Raw genomic sequence first — 15047 nt, forward strand, 5'->3', positions numbered from 1 at the left:
GGATAAATGATGATAAAGGAAGCAAGAAGACTATTAAAAGAGATATATGGATATGATGATTTTAGAAGAGGACAAAAAATAATAGTAGATTCAGTTTTGAAAGGAAGGGATACACTGGGAGTAATGAGTACAGGTGGAGGAAAATCTATCTGTTATCAAGTACCAGCTCTTCTTTTTAAGGGAATAACTATTGTAATCTCTCCACTGATCTCTCTTATGAAAGATCAAGTAGATAGTTTAAGGCTCTTAGGAGTAAAGAGCATCTATATAAACTCTACACTTTCAAAGGAAGAGTATTTGGTAAGTGTAAAAAAATTAAAAAGTGGAGAAGCTAAGATAGTATATGTAGCTCCAGAGAGGTTGGCTAATGAAAAATTTGTAGAGTTTATAAAGAGATTTAAAATTTCTATGATAGCTGTAGATGAGGCACACTGCATATCACAATGGGGGCATGACTTTAGAAAAAGTTATTTAGAGATACCTACATTTATGCAAAAAATAGGGCAGAGAGTGCAAATATTAGCTTTGACAGCTACAGCAACAAAAGAGGTAAGAAAAGATATAGAGGATAAACTTACACTACATGATCCATTTGTTTATGTTCATGGCTTTGATAGAGAGAATATATTTTTTAAGGTAGTAAGAAATGTAGTAGCTGAAGCTTATATAGTTGATTATCTGAAAAAAGCTCAAAAAAAATCTGGAATAATTTACGCCTCAACTAGAAAAGAGGTAGATAACCTCTATGCTTATTTAAAACTTAGAGATATAAGTGTAGGAAAATACCATGCAGGACTTACAGAAGACGAAAGACGTGAAAATCAAGAGAGATTTATAAAAGATGAGATACAGATAATGGTCGCAACTAATGCTTTTGGAATGGGAATAGATAAATCCAATGTAAGATTTGTAATACATAGAAATATTCCTAAGGATATGGAAAGTTATTATCAAGAGGCTGGACGTGCTGGAAGAGATGGAGCACCAGCAGAAGCTATTCTTATGTTTTATGAAGAGGATGTAAGTACACAAACTTTTTTAATAGACAGCAACGAAGAAACAAGTGATGATTTAAAGAGAGAAAAGATGAAAAAGCTTGATGCTATGGTAGAGTATGCTTATTTAGAAAGTTGTTATAGAGAGTATATTCTTAAATATTTTGGAGATAAGAGAATAAAAAACTATTGTGGTAAGTGTGGAAATTGTAAAACCCTCAAAAATATAGAGGATTTGACAATAGAAGCTCAGAAAGTAATTTCCTGTATAGGAAGGGCAAAGGAGAGTATTGGGATATCTACCCTTGTAAATATTCTCTATGGAAGAAGTGATACTAAGATGGATAGAAAGGAGTTTAATAAACTTTCTACCTTTGGTATTATGAGTGATAAAGAGATAAATTGGATAGAGGAGTTTGTAAATTTTTTAATCTCTGAAGGATATTTTGAGCAAAGTGCTGGAAGTTTTCCTGTACTTAGATTTAATGATAAGTCTAGAAGAGTTTTAAAAAATGAAATCTCAGTATTTAGAAGAGTAGATGAGAAGATTAGCTTTGATTACTTTGAAGATTCACTATTTGAGGAACTTAATCAGCTAAGAAGTGAGATAGCAAAGAGAGAAGATGTAGCTCCATACATAGTATTTTCTGATATGACACTACTTGAAATGGCAGAGTACAAACCTAAAAATAGATGGGAGATGCTTAAAATACGTGGAGTTGGAAATCAGAAGTTTAAAAATTATGGGGAAGATTTTTTAAGAGTAATAAATAGATACAGTGATGAGGATATAGCTAGATTAGAAAAAGAGGATACTAAATATGAATGGTTAGAGGATGAGAGAATAGAAAAATTGAAAAAAAGATTAGGATTAAATATAGATAGTGAAAAATTAAAGGATATCCTCTATGAAACTTTAATAATATAGGATAAAATATATTAGGGGAGATTGAAAAGGAGTGAGGCAGATGAAAAAGAAGATGGCACTATTTTTATCTCTTTTATTGGTAGCGTGTAATGGAGAGAAAAAAGAGATAGAGGAACAAAAAGAGGTAAAGGTTGTAGAGGAAAAAAATATTGAAGCAAAAGAGGAGAAAAATTTAGAGATAAAAAATATATCTACAACACCCGGAGGAAACCCAAGTATAGATATCACTATGAGTGAGGAGATAAAAGAGGAAAATCTTGAGGGATATATTAAAGTAAATCCAAAAGTAAAATATAAAGCTTTAAAAATGAGAGAGCATATTATAATCACTGGAGATTTTGATATAAATAGTGAGTATGAGATAGAGTTACTCAAGGGATTAAAAGGAGAGAAGAGTAAACTAGCTGAGAATAAAAATGAGACTATAAAGTTTAAAGAGGTAGAGCCAAAAATTATTTTTTCAAATGAGGGAATAATTTTACCAAAATTAAATGAAAATAGAATAGCTTTTAAATCAGTTAATGTTAAGAAGGTTAACTTAAAGATAAAGAAAATATTCTTGAATAATACTACACAGTTTTTACAAGATTTTAAATTTCAAGGAGATGGAAATATTTTTGATTATTATGTACAAAATAATTTCTATAAAGTAGGAGAAACTATTTTTGAAAAAGATTATACCTTAGATTATAAGAAAAATATTTGGAATCAAAATGAGATAGAGTTAAAAAATCTTACTAATGAGAAGGGAATATATATAGTGGAGCTCTCTTTTGATAAAGATGGAGTGGATTATACTTTTCCTAGCAGTGTAGCTCAATGGCAAAGAGATAATTTTTTTGATACAAAGGGAAGAATAGGAAAGGGAATACTAATCTCTGATATGGGAATAGTGGCTCAAAAAGAAAGTAACAATAAACTCATAGTGAATATTTTAGATGTCATAAAAAATACTCCACTAAAAGATGTAGATATAAAAGCTATCAGTGTAAATAATCAAATCCTAGAGGAGAAAAAGACAGATAAAAATGGAGAGGTTGTTTTTGAAAAGGGAGATAAGATATTTTATCTATTAGCTCAAAATAAAGATGAAATCTCTATATTAAAACTATCTGATTCGAAACTATCTTATGATGGATTTTTAGTAGATGGAGAGTATAAAGATGATGGAATGAGAGCCTTTGTCTATTCAGATAGAGGAGTATATAGACCTGGAGATACTGTAAATATTGGAGTTATAGCTAGAGATAATGATGGAAAATACCCAGAGGGACAGCCTATAAAAATAGATGTATTTACTCCTAGAGGAGATAAATATATAGATGGTAAGGTAATAACTAGTGGAGAAAATGGCTTCTTCACTTATTCCTTTGAAACTAAAAAAGAGAGTGAAACTGGAATATGGGAAGCTACTATCTATGTAGGTGGAGAAAAGGAGAAAAAGTTTCCAATAAAACTTCCTGTTGAAAGTATAGTACCATATAAGATAGAGGTAGACGGAGATTTTCCTGAGAGTGTAGATGATGGAGCAAATCTTTTAGGAGAGGTTACAGCACAATATCTTTTTGGAGCACCAGCTGAAAATCTTAAATACCAAAGTGATTTAACAATTAGAGAGAAAAAATTAAGATTCGAAAGATATAAAAAGTTTACTTTTTCAAATCCAACTACCTATACAGCTGATATAAGATTGAGTCAAAGGGGAGAATTAGACAATGATGGAAAAGGAAAAATAAACTTCAATCTTTCAGATAACATACCTAAAAATTTAAATTTAGAAGGAGAGATAGTAACTCGTGTAATAGAACCAAATGGTAGACCAGTAATAGATATAGATAGAGTTAAGGTAAATAGATTCGATTCATATGTAGGAATAGAAAATCCTGAAGATAGATATATTAAAAGTGGAGATAAACTAAACTTACAAGTAGTATCTGTATCTGAAGATGGAGAAAAATTAATAAGTGGTAGAAAATTAAAATATAGAGTATATAAAAATGAGTACTCTTGGTGGTGGGATTACTATGACTACAATAATTTCTTAAAATCTATTAAGACAGATAAAAATAGTATTCTTCTATATGAGGGAGAGATAACTACAACTGATAAACCATATCTTTTAGATTATGAGATAGATGGAAGTGGAGAGATATTTGTAGAAGTAGAAGATATGAAAACTCATCAAAGTGCTGGAATAAATCTATATGCTTCTACTTGGCAAGATTCAAGTGTAAGTAAAAAAATAGATAAATTAAAAATAGAAGCAGATAAAAAAGAGTATAATATAGGAGAGAAGGCTAAGATAAATTTTGAAGGAGAAAAGGGAACTAAAGCTTTAGTAACTATAGAAAAATCTGGAGAGATAATACAAAGATATTGGAAAGATATAGAGGATACAAGTACTATTATAGAGATAGATGTAGATGAAAAACTTTTCCCAAATGGTTATGTAACAGTGGCACTTTTCCAAAGCTATGAAAATTCTAACAATGATAGACCTATTAGGCTTTATGGGGCAGTACCAATAGTTGTAAAAGATGAGAGTAAAAAATTGAATATAAAATTAGATACTCCTGTAGTTTTAAAACCTAATGAAAAATTCAAAGTCAATGTGGAAGCTGATAAAAAAATGGAGTATACAATCTCAGTAGTAGATGAGGGATTACTACAGATAACTAACTATAAAGCACCTAATCCATATGATTATTTTTATCAAAAGGAAGGATTACAACTTTCTGCTTATGACAACTATTCAGAGATAATAGGTAGAACTTTTGGAGATATACATCAGGTATTAACTGCTGGTGGAGATGGTTATCTAATGGCGGAAGCTAGAATGAATAAGTCAGCTAACTCTTTTGGATTTGAGCAATCAGAGAGATTTGAGCCACTTGCAATATTTAAAGGAGTACTAACTACTGATGATGAGGGAAGAGGAAGTGTAGACTTAGAGTTACCAAATTATACAGGAGCTGTAAGAGTAATGGTAACAGGAGCAAGTGGAGAGAGCTATGGTATGGCACAGGAAAGAGTGGAAGTAAAAGCTCCAATTGTAACAAATTTCTCTATACCTAGAGTATTAAAAGTAGGAGATGAGTTCCAAGTACCTGTAAAAATTTTTGCTACAGAAGAAAATATAGGAAAGATAGATGTAGAGTTTGAATTTTTAGGTAAGAGATATACTCAAAGTGTAGAGTTAAAAAATGGAGAGAGCAAAGATATCTTCTTTGATGTAAAAGTAGGAGATGAGATAGGAAACAGGGAAGCTAAACTAAGAATAAACTCTTCAAGTTACTCAAATGAAGAGATAGTAAAAATAGATATTACTTCTAATAATCCTTATACATATATCAATAAAGTTGAGTATGTAGAAAAGGAAAAAACTTTTAAATTCCCAGAAGAAAGTATAATAGGAAGTGCAAATGGAAAGGTTGTTATCTCTTCAACTCCAATTTTAGCAATAGATAATAGATTAAAAGAGCTGATTAGATATCCATATGGTTGTGTAGAGCAAACTGTATCTACTATTTTCCCACAACTATTTATTGATATACTATCAAATAGTAAGGATATATCTAAGGAGCAAAGTGTAAAAAATGTAAATGCTGGTATAGCTAAGTTAAGTAGTTTCCAATTAGAAGATGGTTCGTTTAGTTATTGGGCTGGAAATAGTGATGGAGATTTATGGGCAACTAACTATGTAGGACACTTTATGGTAATGGCAAAAGAAAGAGGTTACTATGTTCCAGATTCTCTATATAACTCTTGGCTTAAGTTTTCAATTGAGAAAAGTAAAGACAGTAGCTATAACTTAAACTATAAAACATATTTATTATATATATTAGCCCTTGGACAAGAAGCACAAATAAGTGAGATGAACTATATCTATGATAATAATCTTAAAAATTTAGATGAGATATCTAAATGGTATCTAGCTTCTGCTTATGCATTGATAGGAGAAAAAGAGATAGCTAGAGAGATTGCCGACAAACTTTCAACAGAGATAAAAGATAAGCCTTTTGATTATTATACAGATAACTATGGTTCAAAATTAAGAGATAAGGCAGTTGTCCTTAACTCTTACTATACTATCTATAATAAAGTAGATAAAAAACTTTATGAAGATATAGTTAGTACACTACAATCACAAAATTGGTTATCTACTCAAAGTATAGGTTACTCTCTAATCTCTATAGCACAAGTTGTAGAAAATAGTAAGGGAGAAAAGGTAGTAGGAAAACTAATAGTAGATGGCAAAGAGATAAGTTTTGATGAAAAAGATGGAGTATGGAAGTACTCAGAAGAGAATATGAAAGAGGTAAAAGTCATAGGAGATAAACTCTATGTAAATCAATATTGGGAAGGAATACCTATCAATTATACTCAAAGTGACGAGAGTAAAAATATAAAAATAGAGAGAAAATTCTATGGAGATAATGGAGAGGAGATAGATGTAAAATCACTAATAAAAGGAAGTAGTTTCTATATGGAATTAAAAGTTTTACCTGCTGATGATGTAAATGGATATTTCTATCAAGATAATATAGCTCTTACACAAATTATTCCTAGTGGTTGGGAGATAGAAAATAGTAGGCTATTAAAAATAAATCCACCTCAATGGGTAGTAGAAAAAACTTCTAATAACAATTTAGAATATGAAGATATAAGAGATGACAGAGTTAATTTCTTCTTTGATTTTAACAATTACAATAAACAGGGACAGAGTTTTTTTATCAAACTTAATGCTGTAACTAAAGGAAAATATAATCTTTCAGGAGCTAAGGCAGAGGGAATGTATAACAATGAGTATAGAGCTTATTTAAATGGCTTTAGTGTAGAGGTAAAATAATGAGAAAGTTAAGATTTTTACCTCTAATCCTCATCATACCTATAATATTCTGTATCAAAATATATAGTGAATTTGATATTGAAAAGATGAGAGATGAGATAGAAAAAAGATACAGTCAAGTTGTACTAGATGATAGAGATAATATAATAGGGGCTTACTTAAATAGTGAGGAGCAGTGGCAAATCAAGGGGGTAGAGATACCCCCTAGATTAAAATTAGCAGTACTTAACTATGAAGATAGAAAATTTTATTCTCATAATGGAGTGGACTATCTTGCAATAGTAAGAGCAGTAAAAACGAATCTTTTAGAAAAAAGAAGAGTGGGAGCTAGTACTATAACTATGCAGGGAGTAAAACTTTATAAGAGAAGAGAGAGAACATATCTTAGTAAAATAGAGGAGATAATAGAGAGTTATAAGTTAGAAAAATATCTCTCTAAAGATGAGATTTTAGAACTTTATCTAAATAATGCTCCCTATGGAAGTAACATAGTAGGATATGAAACAGCCTCACAACTTTATTTTGGAAAGAGTGCTAAAAATCTTACTTGGGCTGAAGGAGCTACTTTAGCAGTACTTCCTAACTCTCCTGGGCTTATATGGATAGAGAAAAATAGAGATAAGCTTTTAAATAAGAGAGATAATCTTCTAAAAAGTATGTACGAAAGAGGAGTGATAGATGAAAAACAGTATAGACTCTCTATAAAAGAGGAGTTACCAAAGGAGAGAAAATATTTTAACTCCTTAGCTCCGCATCTCACTAGAAGATTAGTTAATGAATATGATGATAAAATAATAAAAAGTACAATAAATAGTGAGTTACAAAAAAATATTGAAAGAATAGCTAGAGAGTATGGAGATTATCTAAATAATAGAGGGATAAAAAATACAGCTATCATAGTGGTAGATAATCATAGTGGAGAGGTAAAATCCTATGTAGGTTCACAAAACTTTTATGATTTTCAAAGAAATGGACAGGTAGATGGTGTAGTAGCTCAAAGGTCAGTAGGCTCTGTGTTAAAGCCCTTCCTTTATGCTCTTTCTATTGATGAAGGACTCATTACTCCAAAGTCAAAACTTTTAGATGTACCTCTTTATTTTTCAAACTTCAATCCTCAAAATGCCAATAAAAAATATCAAGGATTAGTAGAGGCAAGAGAGTCTCTAAAAAAATCTCTAAATATTCCTTTTGTAAAGCTTTTAGATGAGTATGGAGTAGATAAATTTTTTTACTTTCTAAAAGATGTAATAAATTTCCCAGAAAGAGATTATTCTAACTATGGATTATCTCTTATATTGGGAACTAAAGAGATGAGTATAGAAAATATTGCCAAGCTTTATTATGGACTCTCTCAATATGGAGAGTTTAAAGATTTAAAATATATAAGAGATGATAAAAAAATAGATGGGAGAAAGCTTATATCCAAAGGGGCTAGTTATCTCACTCTTGAAGCTATGCAAGGTGTACAAAGATATGGGATAGATAATCTCTATTTAGGCAGAGATGGAATAGCTTGGAAGACAGGGACTAGCTATGGACAAAGAGATGCTTGGGCTGGGGGAATATCTCCTAGATGGACAGTAGTGGTTTGGTGTGGAAACTTCACTGGAGAGGGAAATAGAAATATCTCTGGAGTAGTTACTGCTGGACAGCTTTTATTTAAAATCTTTAAGGTACTTCCAAACGAAAATGAGAGTTTTATAAAACCAAGTGAAGAGTTAAAAAAAGTGGAGATAGATAGTGAAACAGGATATAGGTTGAGATATGATGTACCTAGTGAAGAGATAGATTATCCAAAAGATGCTAAAAGTTTAAAAGTATCTCCCTATTATAAAAAAGTTTTTATAAACTCCAAAGGAGAGGAGATAGATTCAAGAAACGAAGAGTTTATAGAGAGTAAAGAGAAAATAGTTTTAAGTTATCCAATAGAGTTATTAGACTATATGGCTAGAGAAAATATATCCATATCCAATGTAAGAGATGAGAAGATAAAAATTATCTATCCACTTAATAATATAAAAATATTTTTGCCTAAAGATTTTGAGGAGAGAAAAAGCTTGATAGTGAAAGTGGCTAATCCTAAAAATAAAAAACTTTATTGGTATCACAATGGAAAATATATTTTTAGTGGCAGAGATAGGGAGAGAGCTTTTGATTTTTTAGAAGGAGAGCATAGACTTACACTGGTTTCAGAAAGTGGAGAGGTAGTAGAGGTAAAATTTTATATATTGAGAGGAAAATAGACTTATATTGCAAAATATGGTAAAATTAATTGCTAAGAAAAAGTAATACATAAGGAAAAGAGGTAACTGATGATAGAGTTTTTTATAGCTAAGAAGCATATAATAGAGAGGAAAAAACAGAGTTTAATATCAGTAGTGGGGATAACTATTGGAGTAGTTGTATTGATGGTGTCTATTGGAATAGCTAATGGATTGGATAAGAATATGATAAATAGTATACTTTCAGTAACAAGTCATATAATGGTATCCAATGGAGAGAAGATTAGCAATTATAAAGATATAAAAAGAGATATAGAGAAGATAGAGGGAGTAAAGGGAGCAGTACCAAGTATATCTACCCAAGGAATTTTTAAATATAATGGGGTTTATGGTGGTTATGTTTCTGGAGTAAAAATAGAAGGCTATGATTTAGAGAGTGCTAAAAAAGCTATGGATTTAGATAAAAAAATTGTATCTGGAAATATTTCTCCAGATAAAATAAATGGTATTCTTATTGGAAAAGAACTCTTTAATTCCATAGGAGCAAAGATAGGAGATAAGGTCAGTATAATCTCTTCAGAGAATAAGGAGATAAAATTTGAGATAGAGGGAGTATTCCAAAGTGGCTATTATGATTATGACATAAATATGGTAATACTTCCATTAAAAGCTGTACAGTACCTAACCTATGGAGAGGATATATCATCTAAGATAGATGTAACACTTTTTAATCCATATAGAGCTCCTGAGATATCAGATAAGATAATGGCAGTTACAGGAATATATTCAAGAACTTGGGGAGAGATGAATAGAAATCTTTTATCAGCTCTCTCTTTAGAAAAAACTGTAATGATACTTGTCTTTTCTTTGATAGTTGTAATAGCTGGATTTGTAGTATGGGTAACTCTCAATATGTTAGTGAGAGAGAAGATAAAAGATATTGGAATAATGAGAGCAATGGGATTTTCTAAAAAAAATATTATGAAAATATTTTTAATACAAGGAATGATATTAGGTGGGATAGGTATAGCAATAGGAACTCTTATCTCCCTTACATTTCTTTGGTATATAAAAAATAACACATTGGACTTTATAACTTCTATATATTATATTACTAAAATTCCTGTGGAAATATCTTTCAAAGAGATTATTATAATTATAGGAGCTAATTTTGGAATAATATTTATATCAAGTATATTTCCAGCATATAGAGGAGCAAAAATGGAAACAGTGGAGGCATTAAGACATGAGTAAGGAAATTTTAAAACTGGAGAATGTAGAAAAAAAATATAGTGGAAGTGTAGAAGAGTTACATATAATAAATAATTTAAGCTTTTCAGTGGAAGAGGGAGAATTTATATCTATACTTGGACGTTCAGGTTCTGGTAAATCTACGCTTTTAAATATAATGGGTCTACTAGATAGAGTAGATGGTGGAAAAATATTTATAGGTGGGCAGGAAGTAGATAAACTTTCTGAAGAGGAAAGAGATAAAATAAAAAACCAGATGATAGGCTTTGTATTTCAGTTTCACTATCTTTTACCAGAGTTTACAGCATTGGAAAATGTAATGTTACCAGCACTCTTAAATAATTTTGATAAAAAGTTAGAGATAGAGAAAAGAGCTAAAGAGTTACTTGAAAAGGTAGGACTAGGAGAGAGAGAGAATCATAAGCCATCACAACTTTCTGGTGGAGAAAAACAGAGAGTAGCAATAGCTAGAGCCCTTATAAACTCCCCTAAAATACTATTAGCAGATGAACCTACTGGAAATCTTGATGAAGAAACAAGTGAGATGATATTTAAAATTTTAAAAGATATCAATAAAAATGAGAAACAAACCATAATAGTTGTTACTCACTCTAAAGATTTAGCAGAAATTTCTGATAAACAACTTTATTTGAAAAAGGGAGTTTTAGTAGAGGGGTAAATCTATAAATTAATTTAAATAAAAACTCAAGAATATTGCTTATAGATTAAATAAAAGTTATTCTTGAGTTTTTTATAAGTAAAATTATAATTAACTTTTAAAATACACTGCTAGATAGATATTTTTCTCCAGAATCTGTAGATAAAATTACTATATTTAAATTTTTATTTGGATTATTTTTAGAAAATTCTAAAGCACAACTAAGAACTGCACCAGTAGAAATACCAGCAAGGATTCCTTCTTTTAGAGCTAAAGTTTTAGTTATATCAAAGGCAGATTCACAACTTGCAGTAAAAATATTATCAGCTAAGGTTTTATCATAGACACTTGGAATTTTTCCAGTACTCATTCCCATTCCTTGTATTTTATGATTACCAATGTATCCTTTAGATAATAGAGGGGAATTAAGTGGTTCAACAGGAAAAGTTTTTATATTTGGAAGAACCTCTTTTAATTTTTTAGATATCCCAGAAAAGCTTCCTCCAGTTCCAGTACCACAAAAAAATATATCAAGTTTATAATTTAAATCTTTTAAAATTTCATTAGCAGTAGTTTTATAATGAGCTTTAGGATTATTGATATTATCAAATTGATTAGGTATAAAGACATCTTTGATATTATTTTTTAATTCTTCTAATTTTTCTAAACAAGCTTTCATTCCTAAAATACCAGGAGTAAGAATAACTTCAGCACCATAAGCTTTCATTAATTGAATTCTTTCTATGCTCATAGTATCAGGCATAACTATTTTCAAAGGATATTTTTTAATAGCACAAATCATAGCTAAAGAGATTCCAGTATTTCCACTAGTAGCTTCCATTATAGTAGTACTATCTTTTATTATTCCTTTTTTCTCTGCATCCTCTATCATTTCTAAAACAATTCTATCTTTTGTACTTCTACTAGGATTATAACCTTCTAGTTTAAGAAAAATATTATTTCCATATGTATTTAAATTATTTATTTTTAACATTGGGGTATTACCAATTAAATCTAAAATAGAATTTTTTATCATAAATTTTCCTCCTAAAATTTTATAATAAGATTTTAAAATAAATTATTAGAAAAATGAAGAACTCAAAATTATAAAAATAATATTCATAAAAAATGGAAGTAATTTAATAAAATCTAGGAATTAATAAAAAAAATAACTCAATTAAAAAGAACTAAAAAAATAAAAAATTTTTAAATAAAAAAAAGGAAATTGGCAATTTGTGGAGTATAATAAAGTAACAAAACAAAAGATACAACAAGGAAGTGGTATTATGAAAATGACTATCCATGGAAAACAATTAGTTATAACAGATGCAATCAAAAATTACGCGGAGACTAAATTAGGAAGGGTTGAAAAGTATCACGACGGTATAATAGAACTAGCTATTAATTTATCAGCGGTAAAATTAAAAACTGGTAATTATCATACAGCAGAAGTTTTAGCTTATCTAGGTGGAAGTACAGTAAAAGCTTCTTGTACAGATGCAGACTTATATGCAGCTATAGATGGAGTTTCAGACGTATTAGAAGGTCAATTAAAGAAACATAAAGATAAAATAAGAACTGCTGTTCAATCAAGAGAACCAATGATTAGAAAAGTAAAATATGACCCAGAAACAAATACAGTTGAGAAAGAAGCAGCTGTAAATGTTGTAAAGGTATATTTACCTCCTAAACCAATGGACGTAGAGGAAGCAATACTTCAACTAGAAATTTTAAATAGAGCATTCTTCCCATTTACAAATGCAGAAACAGGAGAAATGAACATAGTTTATAAGAGAAAAGATGGAGACTATGGACATATAGAACCTTCAAAAAGATAAGTTAAATTTGAAAATTTAATAAAAAAAGGCTACCATATTGGTAGCCTTTTTGATATAATAGAGAAAAATAGTATTTAAAGGAGTGAGATATGAAAGTAGTAGATAAATTAGAAAAATTTTATGATAGAAATCTTATTTTAGTAGTAGAGGGAGAAACTAATTATTGTGAATATATGTCAGAGTCTGAGAAAGAACTAGTTGAAAGATTAAAAGAGAGAAATAATTTTACTGGTAAAAAAGGAGAGGTGCTATCATTAAATTTTATTCAAAATGATAGATTAATCTCTATGGATATTTTAGGATTTGGTAAAAAAGAGGAGATTAGTGATAATCTTTTTAGAGAGGTAATATTTAAATATCTTTCAGATAAAAAAGGAAGTATACTAATCTCTACAAATACAAAAGAATTGGTTAAAGTGGAGATTCTTTGTGAAATAGTAGGAAATATCAACTACTCTTTTGATGAGTTTAAGGAGAAAAAATCTGAAAAATTAGATGTAGAGTTTTTTAATATTGAACTTACTAACTTAGAAGAGAGTCTAATTTTAAATGAGGCTACTGATGTAATTAGAAACTTAGTAGATTTACCAGCAAATATAATCAATCCAATAACTTTAGCTGAAAGAACAGTTGAATTAGGAAAAGAGTTTGGATTTGAGGTTGAAGTACTAGATGATAATAAGATACAAGAGTTAGGAATGAATTTATTATATAGTGTAGGAAAAGCCTCTGTTACAAAACCAAGACTTATAGTCATGAGATATTTTGGTGATAGAGATTCTAAAGATATAATGGGATTAGTAGGAAAAGGACTTACATATGATACTGGAGGGCTTTGTATAAAGCCGGCTGATTCTATGATGAATATGAAAGATGATATGACAGGAGGAGCTACAGTAATAGGGGCTATGTGTGCTATCGCTAAAAATAGACTTAAGAAAAATGTAGTGGCTGTTGTTCCAGCTTGTGAAAATGCTATCAATGGGAATTCATATAGACCAGGAGATATTATAAAATCTATGAATGGGAAGTATGTGGAAATAATAAATACTGATGCAGAAGGTAGACTTGCATTAGCAGATGCTATAACATATATAGTAAGAAATGAAAAAGTATCAGAGATAATAGATGTAGCTACCCTTACAGGAGCTATGATGGTAGCTTTAGGTACTTTTACTACAGGGGTATTCTCTAATAGAGATGAAGTTTACTCTCTTTTAGAAAAATCTTGTAGTAAATATGGAGAGAGAATTTGGAGAATGCCATTAGATGAAGAGTTTGCTGAGGATTTAAAATCTGATGTAGCAGACTTAAAACATATGGGAGCTAGATGGGGAGGTGCTATATCAGCAGCAAAATTTTTAGAAATATTTGCTGAAGGAACACCTTGGACACATATGGATATAGCTGGAACAGCTTATAATAATTCAAGTAAATGGTATAAAAAGGGAGCTTCTGGAGTTCATGTAAGAGGACTTTATGAGTATTGCAAAAATAGATAAAAAAATTATAGACAAAACGAATATTAAGTGATATATTATATTTTGTTAATAATAACTGGGGAGCCTTTTGGCTGAGAATGAGTAAAACTCTAAACCCATTGAACTTGATTTGGTTAATACCAACGAAAGGAGTAGTTATAACTAAGATATTAATTTATAATTCCTCCTTTTGTAATTTAAAAGGAGGATTTTTTTATGGGATTGAAAGATTGTTTATGGTGTATTGGAGGTGCTAGCAAGGGAGTATCTGGAGCTAGATTTTCATTATACCCAATGAGTGACAACTTTGTTGAGATTATTTTAGGGGGACTTGAAAAAACAGATACAAGTAAAGTTTGGAAACAAACAGATAAATTGAGTACTTGTGTAAGAGGAAAAAGAGTGCATGTTTTTGATGTAGTAAAAGGGCTTTTTGTAAATGCTTACAGAGAAGATGTACATATGGCTTTAGAAGCTACTTTTTCTAAAGGGTGTCCTGGAGATACTGATGCTGATTCATTTATGGAAGTAGACGATGAAAAGGTAAATGAGAAAAATATTAGAGATAAAAAATTTGATGTAGTTAGTAAAATTTCTTTCTATCCAATGGGAGAAGAGGATTATATGGAACATATAGCAAAAATTGTTATGACAGCTAAAGAGAGAGGAGTTTTTGCTAGAAGCTCTCACTATGTTTCTATATTAGAGGGAGATGTACACAATGTTTTTGATGTATTAGAGGAGATTTTCAAATATGGAGAGGAAAATCTATCTCACTATATTTTACAAGTAACTATTTCTGTAAATAGTCCAACAAAGGAGTAA

9 protein-coding genes and 1 riboswitch are annotated in these 15047 nt (G+C 30.0%); of the genes, 8 read left to right on the forward strand and 1 reads right to left on the reverse strand.

The annotated features are described in order from the left end of the window. Positions 1-9: 9 nt before the first annotated feature. The 5 genes from recQ (at position 10) to FMAG_RS05090 (ending at position 10924) form a co-directional block, all read left to right on the forward strand. Positions 10-1923, forward strand: coding sequence for a DNA helicase RecQ (recQ, locus tag FMAG_RS05070; protein ID WP_005884656.1), 1914 nt, complete (start codon positions 10-12; stop codon positions 1921-1923). Between the two features lie 40 nt (positions 1924-1963). Continuing rightward, the gene (locus FMAG_RS05075) at positions 1964-6772 is read left to right on the forward strand and encodes an alpha-2-macroglobulin family protein (protein WP_005884658.1); all 4809 of its coding nucleotides are present in this window, start codon (positions 1964-1966) and stop codon (positions 6770-6772) included. Continuing rightward, entirely contained in the window at positions 6772-9015 is a 2244-nt protein-coding gene (gene pbpC, locus FMAG_RS05080) for a penicillin-binding protein 1C (RefSeq protein ID WP_005884659.1), read from the forward strand. Before FMAG_RS05075 ends, pbpC begins: the two co-directional genes overlap by 1 nt. A gap of 69 nt (positions 9016-9084) precedes the next feature. After that, complete coding sequence (locus FMAG_RS05085; protein WP_005884660.1) at positions 9085-10248, forward strand: ABC transporter permease; 1164 nt, start codon at positions 9085-9087, stop codon at positions 10246-10248. After that, entirely contained in the window at positions 10241-10924 is a 684-nt protein-coding gene (locus tag FMAG_RS05090; RefSeq protein WP_005884661.1) for an ABC transporter ATP-binding protein, read from the forward strand. Before FMAG_RS05085 ends, FMAG_RS05090 begins: the two co-directional genes overlap by 8 nt. 97 nt (positions 10925-11021) lie before the next feature. Here the strand turns inward: FMAG_RS05090 and cysK are convergent, their stop codons facing one another. Next, positions 11022-11939, reverse strand: coding sequence for a cysteine synthase A (gene cysK, locus FMAG_RS05095; protein ID WP_005884662.1), 918 nt, complete (start codon positions 11937-11939; stop codon positions 11022-11024). A 250-nt stretch (positions 11940-12189) separates the two neighbouring features. Between cysK and hpf the strand changes: the two genes are divergently transcribed. The 3 genes from hpf to FMAG_RS05110 all read left to right on the forward strand — a co-directional run bounded on the left by hpf (position 12190) and on the right by FMAG_RS05110 (position 15047). Then, positions 12190-12741 (forward strand): ribosome hibernation-promoting factor, HPF/YfiA family, encoded by a 552-nt coding sequence (hpf, locus tag FMAG_RS05100; protein ID WP_040493769.1) that lies wholly within the window; start codon positions 12190-12192, stop codon positions 12739-12741. 89 nt (positions 12742-12830) lie between these two features. Then, a complete protein-coding gene (locus FMAG_RS05105) occupies positions 12831-14243 on the forward strand; it encodes a leucyl aminopeptidase (RefSeq protein WP_005884664.1) in 1413 nt (470 codons plus the stop codon). 46 nt (positions 14244-14289) lie between these two features. Continuing rightward, positions 14290-14391, forward strand: a riboswitch (TPP riboswitch). 47 nt (positions 14392-14438) lie between these two features. After that, positions 14439-15047 (forward strand): YkoF family thiamine/hydroxymethylpyrimidine-binding protein, encoded by a 609-nt coding sequence (locus FMAG_RS05110; RefSeq protein WP_005884665.1) that lies wholly within the window; start codon positions 14439-14441, stop codon positions 15045-15047.

Source organism: Fusobacterium mortiferum ATCC 9817 (assembly GCF_000158195.2).
GTDB lineage: Bacteria > Fusobacteriota > Fusobacteriia > Fusobacteriales > Fusobacteriaceae > Fusobacterium_A > Fusobacterium_A mortiferum.

Coding starts and splice junctions, on each gene's coding strand:
- FMAG_RS05090 (WP_005884661.1), top strand. CDS start 10,241: ATGAGTAAGGAAATTTTAAAACTGGAGAATGTAGAAAAAAAATATAGT.
- recQ (WP_005884656.1), top strand. CDS start 10: ATGATAAAGGAAGCAAGAAGACTATTAAAAGAGATATATGGATATGAT.
- cysK (WP_005884662.1), bottom strand. CDS start 11,939: ATGATAAAAAATTCTATTTTAGATTTAATTGGTAATACCCCAATGTTA.
- pbpC (WP_005884659.1), top strand. CDS start 6,772: ATGAGAAAGTTAAGATTTTTACCTCTAATCCTCATCATACCTATAATA.
- FMAG_RS05085 (WP_005884660.1), top strand. CDS start 9,085: ATGATAGAGTTTTTTATAGCTAAGAAGCATATAATAGAGAGGAAAAAA.
- hpf (WP_040493769.1), top strand. CDS start 12,190: ATGAAAATGACTATCCATGGAAAACAATTAGTTATAACAGATGCAATC.
- FMAG_RS05105 (WP_005884664.1), top strand. CDS start 12,831: ATGAAAGTAGTAGATAAATTAGAAAAATTTTATGATAGAAATCTTATT.
- FMAG_RS05110 (WP_005884665.1), top strand. CDS start 14,439: ATGGGATTGAAAGATTGTTTATGGTGTATTGGAGGTGCTAGCAAGGGA.
- FMAG_RS05075 (WP_005884658.1), top strand. CDS start 1,964: ATGAAAAAGAAGATGGCACTATTTTTATCTCTTTTATTGGTAGCGTGT.